Source organism: Pseudomonas sp. GW821-FHT07F05, assembly GCF_059418765.1.
The window spans coordinates 395,022-411,058 of the sequence record NZ_JBWKQL010000001.1 but is presented as its reverse complement, the minus strand read 5'-3'; the positions used below and the strand labels follow the sequence as shown (position 1 = coordinate 411,058).

Genomic DNA, 16,037 nt, shown 5'->3' with positions numbered 1-16,037 from the left:
GTCTGCTGCCCGCACGGAAAACGCCGCTCGAACCAGGTCGGCTGCGTAAATAATCTTGTCGTCAGAAGCGTTCGTACTGGCTGAAAACCGCCACTGCGTAACGTCGACGCTGTTCCTTTATGGGCAACCCACTATTGAACGTGCGGGTTCGTGAAAAGTTCCCACCGTTCACTATTGGGTGTAAGACACACGTCCCGTCAGCTGTAGGACTCAATCCGTATGAAGCTGTAGGAAAGATCGCGTCCATCAACGGGGTGCAGGACGTCGCAGGGTGGCGCACACTCCGCTCCCACTGTGATTCACCGTTGCCATAAAGCGCGGCCATTGTGCCGTTCCACCCTTGCTTATACTAGTGGCCATTTAGATACCGGAAGCAGAGATGACTCAGCATTTCCAGCACGACGTATTGGTAATAGGCTCCGGCGCAGCCGGTTTGAGCCTTGCGCTGACATTGCCCGGTCATCTGCACGTGGCGGTCCTCAGCAAAGGCGATCTGGCGAACGGTTCGACTTTCTGGGCCCAGGGCGGCGTTGCGGCGGTACTGGATGACACCGACACCGTTCAGTCCCACGTCGAAGACACGCTGAACGCAGGCGGCGGGCTGTGCAACGAGGACGCAGTCCGGTTCACCGTCGAACACAGCCGCGAGGCCATTCAGTGGCTGATCGACCTTGGCGTGCCCTTTACCCGGGATGACCCATCAAGCGGTGTGGACGGCGGGTTCGAGTTTCACCTCACCCGCGAGGGCGGGCACAGCCACCGCCGGATCATTCACGCCGCCGACGCCACCGGCGCAGCGATCTTCCGCACATTGCTGGCGCAGGCCAAGTCGCGTCCCAATATCAAACTGCTGGAACAACGCGTGGCGGTTGATCTCATCACCGAGTCGAGGCTGGGTCTGGAGGGGGAGCGTTGCCTGGGCGCCTATGTGCTGGATCGCTCGACGGGCGAAGTCGACACCCACAGCGCACGCTTCACCATTCTGGCGTCCGGCGGCGCGGCGAAAGTCTATCTGTACACCAGCAATCCAGACGGCGCCTGCGGCGACGGCATCGCGATGGCCTGGCGCTCGGGCTGCCGCGTGGGCAACCTGGAGTTCAACCAGTTCCACCCCACGTGCCTGTACCACCCGCAAGCCAAGAGCTTTCTGATTACCGAAGCCCTGCGTGGCGAAGGCGCCTACCTGAAGCTGCCCAATGGCGAGCGCTTCATGCAGCGTTTTGACCCACGGGCCGAACTGGCGCCCCGTGACATCGTTGCACGCGCCATTGACCACGAGATGAAACGCCTGGGCGCCGACTGCGTGTTTCTGGACATCAGTCACAAGCCCGAAGACTTCATCAAGAGCCACTTCCCGACCGTGTACGAGCGTTGCCTCACGTTTGGCATCGACATCACGCGTCAGCCGATTCCTGTGGTCCCGGCGGCGCACTATACCTGTGGCGGCGTTCTGGTTGACCAACAGGGCCGCACCGATGTGCCCGGCTTGTACGCCATCGGCGAGACCAGCTTCACCGGTCTGCACGGCGCCAACCGCATGGCCAGCAACTCGCTGCTGGAATGTTTCGTGTACGCCCGCTCCGCGGCGGCGAACATCGTGACTCAGCTCGAGCAAATCCCGCAGCCGCAAAATCTGCCGGCATGGGACTCGAGTCAGGTGACCGATTCCGACGAAGACGTGATCATTGCCCACAACTGGGATGAGCTGCGACGGTTCATGTGGGATTACGTGGGGATCGTTCGCACCAACAAGCGTCTGCAGCGCGCCCAGCATCGGGTGCGGCTGTTGCTGGACGAGATCGACGAGTTTTACAGCAACTATAAGGTCAGCCGCGATCTGATCGAGCTGCGCAACCTGGCCCAGGTGGCAGAACTGATGATTGCGTCGGCGATGGCGCGCAAGGAAAGCCGCGGGTTGCATTACACGCTGGATTATCCGGACATGCTGCCCGAAGCACTGGACACTATTCTGGTACCGCCCACCTTCGCCGGCTGAACTTCAGGCGTAAACGCAGGCGTCGGTGACTGTCCGGGGCCATGGCGTCTGCCGGGATGCACAGACTCCGAACCCACAAGCGGCTCAGCCAAGAGCCCTTCGCAACCTTGAAGCGCAACACGACCACCTTAGGAAGCGCCAGGCTGTCCGGGCGTAGCTGCACCGTTTGCCAGCCACCCTCTTCACTCCACAACGCCCAACCGCTGCCGTCACGCCGCAGCCCGGTAAACGACCGCGGCTGATCGAGCAGAATCAATGGGCGAAGACTGCGGGATGCGTGCAAGGCGCACAGCAGGACGCCGATGGCTTTCGCCCACAGGGGAATTGAAAGGAGGACTATTGACGCCAGCGCAAGGATTTGCGTGACGAGGTACGCCGTCAGCAGCACCCGCGAGGGTTGCCAACGGCATTCGAAACGATCACTTCGGCTGGACACGGTCCAGAATCATCCGAACCATGCGCTGCAGCTCCGGGTCTTCCGACTCCGCGCGCTGCATGAACCAGCCGAACATGTCCTGATCTTCGCAGGTCAGCAGGCGCACATAGAGGTCGCGATCGACCTGATTGAGCGTCGGATAGACTTCTTTGACGAACGGCACCAGCAATACGTCCAGCTCGAGCATGCCGCGACGGCTGTGCCAAAAGAGGCGATTGAGTTCAACATCTTCGACCATGGAGGGCTCCTCGAATTTGCCGGCGAGTATACAGGCGCATCGTCCCGGGGCGTACTTGCAGTTGGTCGCAACTTTTTGCGTATACCCATTAACGACACGCGGCACTATGATGGTGCCCCAGACTTCTACCCCTGCGATGACTCATGGCCGTTCCAGCATTTTTCTGCCCCCTGTCCCATGAAGGTGTGCTCGCCGTTCGCGGCGTGGATGCCGGTAAATTCCTGCAAGGCCAACTGACTTGCAACATCGATTACCTGAGCGAAGCCAGGGCCACCCTCGGTGCGCGCTGCACGCAAAAGGGCCGCATGCAATCCAGCTTTCGCATCCTGCTTGAGGGTGACGGCGTGTTGCTGGCAATGGCCAGCGAGCTGATCGAAGCGCAATTGCTGGACCTGAAGAAATACGCCGTCTTCTCCAAATCCAAACTGACCGACGAAAGCGCCTCCTGGGTGCGATTCGGCCTGCAGGACGGCGACGGCGCACTCGTCAGCCTCGGCCTCGACCTGGCGCAGGAGACCGACTCGGTCGTCCGCGCCAATGACCTCATTGCCATTCGCGTCTCCACGGCCCGCGCGGAATTGTGGGTCCGTGCCGAGCAGGCCGATGACGTGCGCAGCCGGCTGATCACCCACGTCCCGGAAGCACCGCTCAACGACTGGCTGCTGGGGCAGATCCGCGCCGGCATCGGCCAGGTGTTCGGGCAGACCCGCGAAGAATTCATCCCGCAGATGATCAACCTGCAAGCCGTGGGGGGTGTGAGTTTCAAGAAAGGTTGTTACACCGGCCAGGAAATCGTGGCGCGGATGCAGTACCTCGGCAAGCTGAAACGCCGGCTGTATCGCCTGACTATGGCCGGCAGCGAGCTGCCCGAGCCCGGCGCTGCGTTGTTTTCGCCGGTACATTCAAGCGCGGTAGGCAACGTTGTGATCGCGGCCCGGTCTGATGTCGGGATCGAGGTGCTGGCGGTCTTGCAGGCGGATGCGGCGGAAGATGGTCGGATCCACCTTGGTGGGGCAGAGGGCGAGGCCCTGCACTTGAACGAATTGCCCTACACCCTCGACGCGAAGCTCGAAACACAGCGTTGATCCCGGTTGAAGCATGTGCGAGACGTCAGCGTAGTCACCAGCGCCGTCCCCTTGAGTGGACGGCCGCTGGCCGGAATGCAATGTCCAGAGATCCAATATGAGTAGCATGGCTGACGAAGTGCAGAGGGATCTGATCAAGGCGATCGACAAGGATGCTCTGTTTCTGCCAACTCTCCCTGAAGTTGCACTGAGGATTCGTCTGGCGGCAGAAGACTCGGAAATCTCCATTGCCGCGCTGAGCAAGGTCATCGGCAGCGACACTGCGCTGTCGGCCCGGCTGATCAAAGTCGTCAACAGCCCACTGCTGCGGCCGAACTTTGAAGTCAGCGACGTGCTGACGGCGGTTCGACGTCTGGGCGTGAACTACAGCTGTAACCTGGCCATCGGGCTGGTGGTGGAGCAGATGTTTCACGCCAAGTCCGATGTCATTGAAAACAAGATGCGCGACATCTGGAAACTCAGCATGCAGGTGGCCGGGGTGTGTAATGTCCTCAGTTACCGCAGTGCGCGTTTAAAGGCTGACAAAGCCACCCTGGCCGGGCTCGTTCACCTCATTGGCGTGCTGCCAATCCTGACCTACGCCGAAGACAACTACGAGTTGCTCGCCGACCCTATCAGCCTCAATCACGTTATCGAACGCATCCATCCAGTCATTGGCGAGCGGCTGCTGCGCTCGTGGGATTTCCCGGAAGGCCTGGCGATCGTGCCCCGGCAGTTTCAGAATTTCAGCCGTGTTTCCGATCAGGCCGACTACGTGGATCTGGTGCAGGTGGCGACGATTCACATTCATGAGATGAACGGCACGCCGTACTCCAATCTGCAGTTTCAGTCAGTGCCGGCCGTGTCGCGGTTGGGCCTGAACATGGCTGACGGCGCGCTGATCAACGAGATGAATCAGGCGATGACGCTGCTGTACTGATCGCTTTTATGGGCCCGCTCAGCCGAGTCCCACCAGTCCCGATTCCGGCACCATAAAGCTCACCCTCACTTTAAGGCCCCGCTGTGCGCCGTCATGCAAGGTGATGCGCGCCAGATGTGCCCTGCAGATTTCACCCACAATGGCCAACCCCAGGCCCGAACCCTTGCTCTGCTGATTGCGTCGATAGAAGCGCTCGAACACCCGGTCGCGCTCGTGAGCCGGAATGCCGGGGCCGTCGTCCTCGACTTCCAGCGTGCACGGCGCATGGACGCGCAAGATCACGTTGCCGCCCGCAGGGGTGTGGGCAAGTGCGTTGTCCACCAGATTGCTCAGCAGCTCGTTGAGCAACGTGGGTTCGCCGCGCATCCACACCGGCTCGTCGGCTTCCAGCGCCAACGCCACACCCCGGGCGTGGGCAAGCGGCGCCATAGCCATGCCCAGTTCCCGCGCCAGTTGGCTGAGGTCGAGCAATTGCGCGCCGCCCTCCGCGATGGCCCGCGCGCCGTTTTCAATGCGTGCCAGCGACAGCAACTGATTGGCCAGATGGGTCAGTTTGTCGGTGCCGGAGGCGGCGCTTTCCAGGGTGTTGCGCCACGCGGCGGGCTCCTGATCACGCAGCCCCAGCTCCAGTCGCGCTTTTAATGCCGCCAGCGGCGTGCGCAATTCATGGGCCGCGTCGGCGATGAACTGCGCCTGGCGCTCGAACTGCATGCGCAGCCGCTCGGTGAAGTGGTTGAGGGAGCTGACGAGCGGGCGCAGCTCGTGCTGCACTTCGACCAGCGGCAACGAACGCAAATCGTCAGGCTGGCGTTCTTCCACCGCCGTGCGCAGGCGATCCAGGGGCCGCAACGCGGCACTGACCGTGAACCAGACCAGCAACAACGCGCCGCTGCCGAGCATGCCCAGACGCAGCAAGGTGTCGGCCATCAAGGCCTGAGCCATGTCCACCCGGGCTTCTTCGGTTTCCGCCACGCGAATCTCGGCCATGCCGTTCATGTTCGGTTCGCTTACGGCCTTGAGCAGGCTGACCACCCGTACGTCCTGGCCTTGATAACGGCCGCTGTAGAACTTGGCGAGGGCCGGATAAGCGTCGGTGCGCGGCGTGCCCGGCGGCGGTGCGGGGATGTTTTCGTAGCCCGAAATGAGCTTCTGATTGATGTCGTTGACCTGGTAGTAAATGCGGCCCGCGCTGTCGTAGGCGAAGGTATCCAGGGCCACGTAGGGTACGTCGGCGCTGAGGGTGCCGTCGCGCTCCGACAGCCCGGCGGCGATGGTCCGCGCCGAGGCCAGCAGGGTGCGATCGTAGGCGGTGTCTGCTGCTTCGCGTCCGTTCCAGTAGGCGCTCATGCCGCTGGCGATCATCAGCACCACCAGCAGCAAACCCAGGTTCCACAGCAAGCGCCAGCGCAGGCTGTTTTCCGCTGAAGGAAACGGATTAAGCATCCCGACTTTCCAGTAGGTAACCCAGCCCCCGGAACGTGACGATCGCGATCGGGTGGCCATCGAGCTTCTTGCGCAGACGGTGTACGTAGATTTCGATGGCGTCGGCGCTGGCCTCTTCGTCCAGCCCAAACACCTGCGCCGCCAGTTGCTCCTTGCTCATGACCCGACCGGGTCGGGCGATCAGCGATTCGAGCACGGACTGCTCGCGGGATGTCAGCGTCAGGAGTTCTTCACCGAGGGTGAAGCGGCGGGTATCGAGGTCGTAGACCAGTTCGCCACAGCGTTGCTGGCGTTCGCCACCGAGTACGCTGCGGCGCAACAACGCCTTGACCCGCGCCTCCAGCTCAGACAGTTCGAAGGGTTTGGCCAGGTAGTCGTCGGCGCCGAGGTTCAGGCCGTGGACCCTGTCCTTGACGTCGCTGCGGGCAGTCAGCATCAGCACCGGGGTGTTCTTGCCCCGCGCCCGCAGACGCGCCAGCACCTCAAAACCGTCCATGCGCGGCAGGCCGACATCGAGCACCACCACGGCATATTCTTCGCTGCTCAGGGCCAGATCAGCTGCAACGCCGTCGTGCAGAACGTCAACGGTCAGGCCGCTGCTCTTGAGTGCCAGCGCGACGCTTTCCGCCAGTTGCAGATGATCTTCGACGAGCAGGACACGCATCGATTTCTCCCCATTGAGCATTTTATGGGCGGAGTTTACAGGCGCGCCGTCGTCTGTGAAGGCCCGGCGCGCGGGAATGATTCCAGCAATGATGAGCAACGTCTCTGCAACGGTTCAGCCGAACGCAGCGTGAGCGCTCTGTGAAAGGTAGTTGAAAGGTTGATGAAAGCTTCGCTGATTAGGATCCCGTTACGACTTGTCACGATTGCGTCCCGCGTGACGCTGCTAATGCCAGGGTCGTGACGAAAAACGCCTCGATGCGTTTTCAACAATAAGAACAATATCGGAGTCATCAGTGATGCCCTCACTGCAATCATCGGCCCTCGCGCCGTCTGAATCCCATTATGTTTTCTGTTCACCTCGCAGCCCTGTTGCGCGGTGTTTCGTCACGTCTGCACGTTGGCTGCCCGCAGTTTTGCGAAGGTGTGACACGACTGCCTGACGAACGTACGACCGCCTGCCCCCATTAAAACAACAACTCCTCTGGAGACGGACCATGAACCTATCGTTGCGCCATATCAGCGTCGCCGCCAGCTGCATGCTGATGGCCACCCAATTGTGGGCCGCCGAGCCCAATCGTCCTGAATGCATCGCGCCGGCCTCGCCCGGTGGCGGCTTCGACCTGACCTGCAAACTGGCGCAAAGCGCGCTGATCAACGAGAAGATCCTCTCCAAACCGATGCGCGTCACCTACATGCCGGGCGGCGTCGGCGCCGTGGCCTACAACGCGGTGGTCGCTCAGCGTCCGGCCGACGCCGGTACGCTGGTGGCCTGGTCCAGCGGCTCGCTGTTGAACCTGGCCCAGGGCAAGTTCGGCCGTTTTGACGAGAACGCCGTGCGCTGGCTGGCCGCCGTCGGCACCAGCTACGGCGCGATCGCGGTCAAGGCCGATTCGCCCTACAAGAACCTCGACGATCTGGTTAAAGCACTAAAAGCCGACCCGGGCAAAGTGGTCATCGGCTCCGGCGGCACTGTGGGCAGCCAGGACTGGATGCAGACCGCGCTGATTGCCAAAGCCGCCGGCATTAACCCGCGGGAACTGCGTTATGTCGCCCTCGAAGGCGGCGGTGAAATCGCCACTGCCCTGCTCGGAGGGCACATCCAGGTGGGCTCTACCGACATTTCCGACTCCATGCCGCACATTCTCAGCGGCGACATGCGCCTGCTGGCGGTGTTCTCCGAAGAGCGTCTGGACGAGCCGGAAATGAAGAACATCCCGACCGCGAAAGAACAGGGCTACGACATCGTCTGGCCGGTGGTGCGCGGTTTCTATCTGGGGCCAAAGGTCTCGGACGAGGACTACAACTGGTGGAAAGCGGCGTTCGACAAACTGCTGGCCTCGGAAGACTTCGCCAAGCTGCGCGATCAGCGTGAGCTGTTCCCGTTCGCCATGACCGGCGAAGAGCTCGACAAGTACGTGAAAACCCGCGTCGCCGAGTACAAGACGCTGGCCAAGGAATTCGGCCTGATTCAGTGACTGAACCCATCGAAGCGTACTTGATTGGCTGAGGATTACGCCGCCTGTGCGGTGGCGTGATCCGGGAGTTTTCCATGGTGATACAACGCATTTTCGCCGTCGTGCTGCTGCTGGTCTGTATCGGCCTGGCAATGATGGCCTGGCCTTATCAGGCGCCCTTTTCCTACGAACCCGTCGGCCCTCGTGCTTTCCCGCTGCTGATGCTGGCGCTGATGGGCATTTCGCTGCTGTACATGGCGATTCGTCCGACGCCGATCGTGCATTCCGAGGAAGAGCCGGCGCTGGACCGTCCGACACTGATCAAGATCGGCATCTGCACCGTGCTGCTGCTGGTGTTCGCCGGGCTGTTCGAGCCGTTGGGTTTTGTGCTGAGCAGCATTCTGATCGGGATTCCCATGGCGCGTCTGTACGGCGGCCGCTGGCTGCCGAGTGTCGTGATCATCACCTTCATGAGCATCGCGCTGTACGTGCTGTTCGACAAAGTGATGGATGTGCCCCTGCCCCTCGGTCTGCTCGACGTTATGGAGAACTGATATGGACACTCTCGGCTATCTCGGCCAGGGCTTCGGCGTCGCGCTGACCCCTTACAACCTGATCACCGCCCTGTCCGGCACGCTGATCGGCACTGTCGTCGGCCTGCTCCCCGGCTTGGGTCCGATCAACGGTGTGGCGCTGTTGATCCCGATCGCCTTCGCATTGGGCCTGCCGCCGGAGTCAGCATTGATCCTGTTGGCGGCGGTGTACCTGGGCTGCGAATACGGCGGCCGCATCAGCTCCATCCTGCTCAACATTCCGGGCGAAGCATCGACCGTAATGACCGCGCTGGACGGCTACCCGATGGCGCGTCAGGGCATGGCCGGCGTGGCGTTGTCGCTGTCGGCATGGAGTTCGTTCATCGGCGCGTTCATCGCCACCTGCGGCATGGTCATGTTCGCGCCACTGCTGGCGAAATGGGCGATTGCGTTTGGTCCTGCGGAGTACTTCGTGCTGATGGTTTTCGCGATCGTCTGCCTGGGGGGCATGGCCGGTGATCGACCGCTGAAGACCTTTGTCGCTGCGTTGATCGGGCTGTTTCTGTCGAGCATCGGTATCGACGCCAACAGTGGCGTGTACCGCTTCACCGGCGACAACATCCATCTGGCTGACGGCATTCAGTTCGTCGTGCTGGTGCTGGGTCTGTTCTCAATCAGTGAGATCCTGTTGTTGCTGGAGAAAACCCATCGCGGCCAGGAAGCGGTGAAAGCCACCGGCCGCATGATGTTCAACTTCAAGGAGGCCAGTTCGGTCTTTTGGGTGAACATCCGTTGCGGTCTGATGGGTTTCATCATGGGCGTGTTGCCGGGTGCGGGCGCGACGCTGGCCAGCGCCGTGACCTACATGTCCGAGAAACGCATCGCCGGGGCAAGCGGCAAATTCGGACAGGGCGACATGCGCGGTCTGGCAGCGCCGGAAACCGCCATTGGCGCGACGGCCTGCGGCGCGCTGGTGCCGATGCTGACGCTGGGCGTGCCGGGTTCGGGCACCACGGCGGTGATGATCGGCGCCCTGTCGCTGTACAACATCACGCCGGGGCCGCTGCTGTTTCAGCAGCAACCGGACATCGTCTGGGGCCTGATCGCGTCGTTGTTCGTCGCCAACATCATGCTGGTGATCCTCAACATCCCGATGATCCGCATCTTCACCCGCATCCTGTCGGTGCCGAACTGGGCACTGGTGCCGGTGATCGCGATCATCACCGGGATCGGCGTCTACGCGGTACATGCCACCACCTTCGACCTGTTCCTGATGGTCGGCATCGGCATCTTCGGTTACATCCTGCGCAAGCTGGATTTCCCGCTGTCGCCGATTCTGCTGGGGTTCATCCTCGGTGGGTTGATGGAGCAAAACCTGCGTCGCGCGTTGTCGATTTCCAACGGCGGCCTGGAGATTCTGTGGTCGAGCCCGATCACCCTGGGCATGTGGGTCGTGACGGCGTTCATGCTGGTGTTCCCGCTGATCCGCATCTGGCGCAAACGCTCCAGGCAGCGTCGCGCGCTGGCCGATGTCTGACCGGCCATTCAGCACGTGGTGGGGCACACCGCTGGTCGGCCTGCTGGGGGGATTTCTCGCCAGTCAGGTTGGCTGGCCACTGCCCTGGATGGTCGGCTCGTTACTGGCGATCATCCTGGTCCGCTGCCTCACCCCCTGGCAGCTGGCTGAAATTCCCGGCGGCCGCAAATGCGGCCAATGGGTGGTCGGCATCGGCATCGGCCTGCACTTCACCCCCGTCGTCATCGAACAAGTCCTCTCGCACTTCGGCCTGATTTTCATCGGCGCACTGGTGACCAGCGTCTCCAGCGTGGTTGGCGTGTGGCTGATGCTGCGCACCGGCGAGGACCGCGCCACGGCGTTCTTTTCCAGCATGCCCGGCGGTTCGGGCGAGATGGTCAACCTCGGCGCACGCAACGGCGCGATTCTCAGCAACGTCGCCGCCGGGCAGAGCCTGCGGGTGCTGGCAGTGGTGCTGTGCGTGCCGGCGATCTTCAAGTATTTGATGGGCGATGGCGGCCCGCCTTCCCACGCAACAGTGGTGGATTGGCGCTGGCTGATGCTGCTGTTTCCGCTGGGCGCGCTGGTGGCCTGGGGGTGGGAGCGGTTGAAACAGCCCAATCCGTGGCTGTTCGGGCCGTTGTTGATCAGTGCGGTGATCAGCGTGAGTTTCAATTTGCACATCGGCCTGCCCCAGGGCGGCAGTCAGCTGGGGCAGTGGCTGATCGGCAGCGGCCTGGGTTGCCACTTCAACCGGGCGTTCTTTCGCCGTGCGCCGTCGTTCATCGGCCGCACGTTGCTGGGGACGGCGCTGACGATGAGCATCGCGGCGTTGTGCGCACTGGGGTTGAGCACGCTGACCCATCTGGATTTGCGCTCGTTGACGCTGGGGATGATGCCGGGCGGGATCGCCGAAATGAGCCTGACGGCGGAGGTGCTGCAGCTGTCGGTGCCGCTGGTGACGGCGATGCAGGTGATGAGGTTGTTGTTTGTGTTGTTTCTGGCCGAGCCGTTGTTTCGTTACTGGGATCGACGGCTGGGTTAACGACTCACTCAACATGTGGGAGCGAGCTTGCTCGCGAATAGGTCGGTACATCCGCTAAATTTTCAGCGGTTGAAATACCGTCTTCGTGAGCAAGGTGGAACGCCACCCCGGTCATTCCCACAAGGTCTGCGTCTGTCCAGGAATGATCCGGTGTCAGGAGCACCCCAGCTTCTGACGTCATCCCGCGCTAGACAACAGCCGGCAATCGCCACTCAATCGGCGCCAGGCCGTTCTGCTCCAGAAACTTGTTCGCCAGACCAAAATGCCCACATCCGATAAACCCCTTGTACGCCGACAGCGGCGACGGGTGCACGGCGGTCAGGATCAGGTGCTTGGACGCATCGATCAGCTTTTTCTTGCTCTGGGCATGGGCGCCCCACAGCAGGAACACCAAGTGCGGCTGATGGGCGCTGACCGTTTCGATGATCTTGTCAGTGAAATGCTGCCAGCCTTTGCCGGCATGGGACGCGGCGTTGGCGCGCTCGACGGTGAGCGTGGTGTTGAGCATCAACACGCCCTGCTCCGCCCACGACTGCAGATAGCCGTGACTGGGGATGTCAATGTTCAGGTCGCGCTTGAGCTCTTTGTAGATGTTGACCAGCGAAGGCGGCGCCGGCACGCCCGGCTGCACCGAGAAGCACAGGCCGTGGGCCTGATTGGGGCCGTGATAAGGGTCCTGGCCGAGGATGACCACTTTCACGTTATCCAGCGGCGTTGAGTTCAGCGCATTGAAGATCAGCGGCCCCGGCGGATAGATTTCCTTGCCCGCCGCATGCTCCTGACGCAGAAATTCGCGCAGCTCGCCCATGTAAGGCTTTTCGAACTCGTCGCGCAGGGCCTGCTTCCAGCTGGCCTCCAGTTTGATGCGGTCGTCGTTTGTCATGGTGTGATCCGGCAGAAACAATGCGCAACTTTAGGGACTGTGGCTGATTATTTCCAGCGCGGCGCCGTCGGATCTTCCTACACTCGTTCACAGCCGCCGGTTTGCAACTTCCGGGCGTCGAGGGGACTCACAACTCTCGATAGATCCCCGTACCACTGACAAGAGGTCACGATGAATCTGCAATTTGAAGAGCTCACCACCACGGACGGCGCCCGCCTGGGCATCGCCACGCTGGATGCGGAAAAATCCCTGAATGCCCTGTCGCTGCCGATGATTCTGGCGCTGCAGGACCGCCTTAATGAGTGGGCCAGCGACCCGCAAATCGTCTGCGTATTGCTGCGCGGCAATGGCGAAAAAGCCTTCTGCGCCGGTGGCGACGTGCGTGCGCTGGTCGAGGCCGGGCGTGGGCAGCCGGGCACGGTTCCGCCACTGGCTGCTCAGTTTTTCGCCGCGGAATACCGGCTGGATTACACGCTGCACACTTTTCCCAAACCGCTGATCTGCTGGGGCCACGGCTATGTGCTGGGCGGCGGGATGGGTTTGCTGCAAGGGGCGAACATTCGTGTCGTGACGCCGAGCAGCCGGCTGGCGATGCCGGAAATCAGCATCGGCCTGTTTCCTGACGTCGGCGCCAGTTGGTTCCTGTCGCGACTGCCGGGCAAGTTGGGGCTGTTTCTTGGATTGACCGGCGCGCACATCAACGGCCGTGACGCGCTGGACCTTGGTCTCGCGGATCGTTTTCTGCTGGACGATCAGCAGGAGGAAATGATCGACCGGCTGCTGCAGCTCAACTGGCAGGAGCAGACCAAGGTGCAACTGACCAGCCTGTTCAGGGCGCTGCAACTGGAGGCGGTGGATCAGTTGCCCGCCGCGCAATGGCTGCCTCGGCGCGAGACGATCGATGATCTGCTGGATGTCGCCGACGCACCGAGCGCCTGGAGTGCGTTGAAACATCACCTGAATGGCGATGACCTGTTATTGGCCAAGGCGGCGAAAACGCTGACTGACGGCTGCCCGATGACGGCGCATCTGGTGTGGGAGCAGATTGAGCGGGCGCGGCATTTGTCATTGGCTGAGGTGTTTCAGATGGAATACGCCATGGCCCTGAACTGCTGCCGGCACCCCGAGTTTGCCGAGGGGGTGCGGGCGCGGTTGATCGACAAGGATCAAACGCCTCACTGGCACTGGCAGGACATCGCCACAATTCCGCTGGCGGTGGTGGACGCGCATTTCGAGAAGGCCTGGGAAGGACGGCACCCGCTGGCGGATTTGTCGGAGTATTGAGGCTTGAATTCATGCCTGCATGGATGGCGTTCAAACGGGCCTCTTCCCGGCTAAAGCCGGTCCCACTATTGGGATGCGTACTCCCTCTAGGACTGGCTTTAGCCGGGAGGGCGTCGGGTGCTACACCGCAAAGGTGAGGGGTGAATAGACGGGCCTCTTCCCGGCTGAAGCCGGTCCCATTATTGGAATGCGTACTTCCTGTGGGACTGGCTTTAGCCGGGAAAGCGTCAGATGCCACACCGCAAATGTGAGGATGAATGGACGGGCCTCTTCCCGGCTGAAGCCGGTCCCACTATTGGAATGCGTACTCCCTGTAGGACTGGCTTTAGCCGGGAAAGCGTCGGGTGCTACACCGCAAATGTTAGGGCGCCCACACTGGCCTCTTCCCGGCTGAAGCCAGTCCTACATTTGGATGTGCGCCCACGCTGGTGGCTCGGGTCATGTATTCAACCCCAAAAAAAAGGCGCTCCTTGGAGCGCCATTTTTGCGTTACTCAGCGATTGCCGCCACCCGGTCCGCCGTGTCCGCCGCGGCCGAAACCGCCGTCTTCGCGGTGATTGCCGCCAGAGCCGCCGGGGCCTGGGCGTGGACCACTGCCACCTCCGCCGCCCCCGCCTGGATTGCCATGCCAACCGCCGCCGGGCCCTGGGCCATTGCCGCCTCCGGGTCTCGGGCCTTGGGGTGGCGGGCGATAGCCGTTGCCGCCGCCGTGGTAACCGCCGCCCCCACCATTCCAGTTGCCGCCACCATAACCCGGGCGACCTCCGTAACCGGGGCGACCCCCGCCGTAGCCAGGCCCGTAATAACGCGGTGGCGGCGCGTAGTAGCGGGGTGCCGAGTAGTAACGGGGCGAGGAGTAATACACCGCCCCTCCGGAATACACCGGAGCGACCGGGCGATAACTGTCGTACACGTAACCACTGCTGTAGCCACTGCTATAGATCGGCTGCGTGTAGCTTTCTGATTCGTAATAACCTCCGTAACAACCTGCCAAGGACAACGTCATCAAAGCGGTAAGCAATCGTCGATACATGGCGGCCTCCCGGACCGCGGTAGAGCTCGAACCAGCGGCGCTGGTCGGCGTTCTCGAAACTGCCGAGAACGTTAACTGAGACTCCGAATTGCAGACCTAGTGCCCCACCGCGGTCCCCAGGCGCCAGACGGCGCCCTGCATCAGTGCACGTCTCGCCCGTCGTCAAACCACCTGCGCCCGCCCAGCTCAGCCGCCACAAGGGTTTGCGCAACTTGGCACAACTCTCGCTTGGGAGAGGATGTGCAGGAGTCACCACAGGTTCGCGGCACCACAATTTGCAATAGCCGACTAGGGTTCCGGCTCGCGTTTCGCGAGTGGCTGGTCCGAGAGTTGGCGACCTCCAGTAGAGGTTACACGGCGGGATAAAAGCCCGGGAGACAGGACACCAGTGGTGTCGCCGTGCTCCTGACCGTCCCTTTTCGCTACTGGAGACACCCCATGCAAAAGTCCCGTCTGTTCAGCCTGCTCACCGCAGGCGTCTTTGCCGCATTGAGCCTCTCGGCCACCGCCGCCCCGAAAAAAGATTTCGACGTCTGCTGGACCATTTACGCCGGCTGGATGCCATGGGAATACGCAGGGACTCAAGGCATCGTCGACAAATGGGCCAAGAAGTACGGCATCCACATCAAAGTCACCCAGCTCAACGACTACGTCGAATCGATCAACCAGTACACCGCCGGCCAGTTCGACGGTTGCACCATGACCAACATGGACGCCCTCACCATCCCGGCCGCCGGCGGCGTTGAAAGCACCGCGCTGGTGGTCAGCGACTTCTCCAACGGCAACGACGGCATCGTCATCAAGGGCGACGGCAAGAAAGTCACCGACCTCAAGGGCATGGACGTCAACCTGGTCGAGCTGTCGGTGTCCCACTACCTGCTCGCCCGCGCCCTGGACTCGGTGGACCTGACTGAAAAAGACCTGAAAGTCGTCAACACCTCCGACGCCGACATCGCCGCCGCGTTCAACACCAGCGAGGTCAAGGCCGTCACCACTTGGAACCCGATGCTCTCGGAGATCAAGGCCAAGCCTGGCGTCACCGAAGTGTTCGACTCCAGCAAGATCCCCGGCGAGATCATGGACATGATGGTGGTCAACACCCAGACCCTGAAAGACAACCCGGCTTTGGGCAAAGCCCTGACCGGCGCGTGGTTTGAAGTGGTGGCGCTGATGAACGCAAAATCCGCCGAATCCAAAGCCGCGCTGGAGCACATGGCCCAGGCCTCGGGCACTGATCTGGCCGGATTCCAGTCGCAACTGGACACCACCAAGCTTTTCGCCACGCCTAAAGAAGCGCTGGAGTTCGCCACCAGCAAGCAGCTGCCGACGACCATGCGCAAGGTCGCTGACTTCTCCTTCGACCACGGCCTGCTGGGCGAAGGCGCCAAAGACGCCAGCGCGGTCGGCATGACCTTCGCCGACAGCGTGACCGAAGGCGACAAGGCCAACCTCAAGCTGCACTTCGACCCGAGCTACGTGCAGATGGCTGCCGACGGCAAGCTGTAA

General features: G+C 61.9%; 15 protein-coding genes and 1 riboswitch. Of the genes, 9 read left to right on the top strand and 6 right to left on the bottom strand.

Going from position 1 to position 16,037, the window contains the following annotated elements:
• Window positions 1-379 precede the first annotated feature (379 nt).
• Complete coding sequence (gene nadB / locus AC07RO_RS01955) at window positions 380-1,996, top strand: L-aspartate oxidase (RefSeq protein WP_495085148.1); 1,617 nt, start codon at window positions 380-382, stop codon at window positions 1,994-1,996.
• On the opposite strand, the gene AC07RO_RS01950 is transcribed toward nadB, so the two are convergent.
• Both AC07RO_RS01950 and AC07RO_RS01945 read right to left on the bottom strand, forming a co-directional pair.
• On the bottom strand, window positions 1,965-2,432 hold the full coding sequence (locus AC07RO_RS01950) for a protein YgfX (RefSeq protein WP_495085147.1): 468 nt from the start codon (window positions 2,430-2,432) through the stop codon (window positions 1,965-1,967). The genes nadB and AC07RO_RS01950 overlap by 32 nt on opposite strands.
• Window positions 2,416-2,670, bottom strand: a complete 255-nt coding sequence (locus AC07RO_RS01945) for an FAD assembly factor SdhE (RefSeq protein WP_065992433.1) — start codon at window positions 2,668-2,670, stop codon at window positions 2,416-2,418. Before AC07RO_RS01945 ends, AC07RO_RS01950 begins: the two co-directional genes overlap by 17 nt.
• A 143-nt stretch (window positions 2,671-2,813) precedes the next feature.
• Here AC07RO_RS01945 and ygfZ point away from each other — a divergent pair, with 143 nt between their 5' ends.
• Together ygfZ and AC07RO_RS01935 are read left to right on the top strand one after the other, a co-directional pair.
• Complete coding sequence (ygfZ, locus tag AC07RO_RS01940) at window positions 2,814-3,755, top strand: CAF17-like 4Fe-4S cluster assembly/insertion protein YgfZ (RefSeq protein WP_495085146.1); 942 nt, start codon at window positions 2,814-2,816, stop codon at window positions 3,753-3,755.
• 97 nt (window positions 3,756-3,852) lie between these two features.
• Window positions 3,853-4,674, top strand: coding sequence for an HDOD domain-containing protein (locus AC07RO_RS01935; protein WP_282366149.1), 822 nt, complete (start codon window positions 3,853-3,855; stop codon window positions 4,672-4,674).
• An 18-nt stretch (window positions 4,675-4,692) separates the two neighbouring features.
• Here AC07RO_RS01935 and AC07RO_RS01930 read toward each other — a convergent pair whose 3' ends face one another.
• Window positions 4,693-6,117 carry a sensor histidine kinase gene (locus AC07RO_RS01930; protein ID WP_282366148.1) on the bottom strand — a complete coding sequence of 475 codons (1,425 nt, stop codon included), beginning with the start codon at window positions 6,115-6,117 and terminating at the stop codon, window positions 4,693-4,695.
• On the bottom strand, window positions 6,110-6,781 hold the full coding sequence (locus tag AC07RO_RS01925) for a response regulator (RefSeq protein WP_192171643.1): 672 nt from the start codon (window positions 6,779-6,781) through the stop codon (window positions 6,110-6,112). The genes AC07RO_RS01930 and AC07RO_RS01925 overlap by 8 nt, the downstream gene beginning before the upstream one ends.
• Window positions 6,782-7,277: 496 nt before the next feature.
• Between AC07RO_RS01925 and AC07RO_RS01920 the strand changes: the two genes are divergently transcribed.
• The 4 genes from AC07RO_RS01920 (at window position 7,278) to AC07RO_RS01905 (ending at window position 11,331) form a co-directional block, all read left to right on the top strand.
• Window positions 7,278-8,258 carry a Bug family tripartite tricarboxylate transporter substrate binding protein gene (locus AC07RO_RS01920; RefSeq protein ID WP_192171644.1) on the top strand — a complete coding sequence of 327 codons (981 nt, stop codon included), beginning with the start codon at window positions 7,278-7,280 and terminating at the stop codon, window positions 8,256-8,258.
• Between the two features lie 74 nt (window positions 8,259-8,332).
• Window positions 8,333-8,791, top strand: a complete 459-nt coding sequence (locus AC07RO_RS01915) for a tripartite tricarboxylate transporter TctB family protein (RefSeq protein WP_192171645.1) — start codon at window positions 8,333-8,335, stop codon at window positions 8,789-8,791.
• 1 nt (window position 8,792) lies between these two features.
• Window positions 8,793-10,307, top strand: coding sequence for a tripartite tricarboxylate transporter permease (locus tag AC07RO_RS01910; RefSeq protein WP_065992418.1), 1,515 nt, complete (start codon window positions 8,793-8,795; stop codon window positions 10,305-10,307).
• A complete protein-coding gene (locus AC07RO_RS01905; protein WP_495085145.1) occupies window positions 10,300-11,331 on the top strand; it encodes an AbrB family transcriptional regulator in 1,032 nt (343 codons plus the stop codon). The genes AC07RO_RS01910 and AC07RO_RS01905 overlap by 8 nt, the downstream gene beginning before the upstream one ends.
• A 187-nt stretch (window positions 11,332-11,518) precedes the next feature.
• On the opposite strand, the gene ung is transcribed toward AC07RO_RS01905, so the two are convergent.
• The gene (gene ung / locus AC07RO_RS01900; RefSeq protein ID WP_463581947.1) at window positions 11,519-12,214 is read right to left on the bottom strand and encodes a uracil-DNA glycosylase; all 696 of its coding nucleotides are present in this window, start codon (window positions 12,212-12,214) and stop codon (window positions 11,519-11,521) included.
• Between the two features lie 171 nt (window positions 12,215-12,385).
• On the opposite strand from ung, the gene dspII reads away from it, so the two are divergent.
• Window positions 12,386-13,498, top strand: a complete 1,113-nt coding sequence (gene dspII / locus AC07RO_RS01895; protein WP_495085144.1) for an enoyl-CoA hydratase/isomerase DspII — start codon at window positions 12,386-12,388, stop codon at window positions 13,496-13,498.
• Between the two features lie 493 nt (window positions 13,499-13,991).
• On the opposite strand, the gene AC07RO_RS01890 is transcribed toward dspII, so the two are convergent.
• Entirely contained in the window at window positions 13,992-14,531 is a 540-nt protein-coding gene (locus AC07RO_RS01890; RefSeq protein WP_495085143.1) for a hypothetical protein, read from the bottom strand.
• Between the two features lie 277 nt (window positions 14,532-14,808).
• Window positions 14,809-14,910, top strand: a riboswitch (guanidine-I (ykkC/yxkD leader).
• Window positions 14,911-14,969: 59 nt separating this feature from the next.
• On the opposite strand from AC07RO_RS01890, the gene AC07RO_RS01885 reads away from it, so the two are divergent.
• Complete coding sequence (locus AC07RO_RS01885) at window positions 14,970-16,037, top strand: putative urea ABC transporter substrate-binding protein (RefSeq protein WP_495085142.1); 1,068 nt, start codon at window positions 14,970-14,972, stop codon at window positions 16,035-16,037.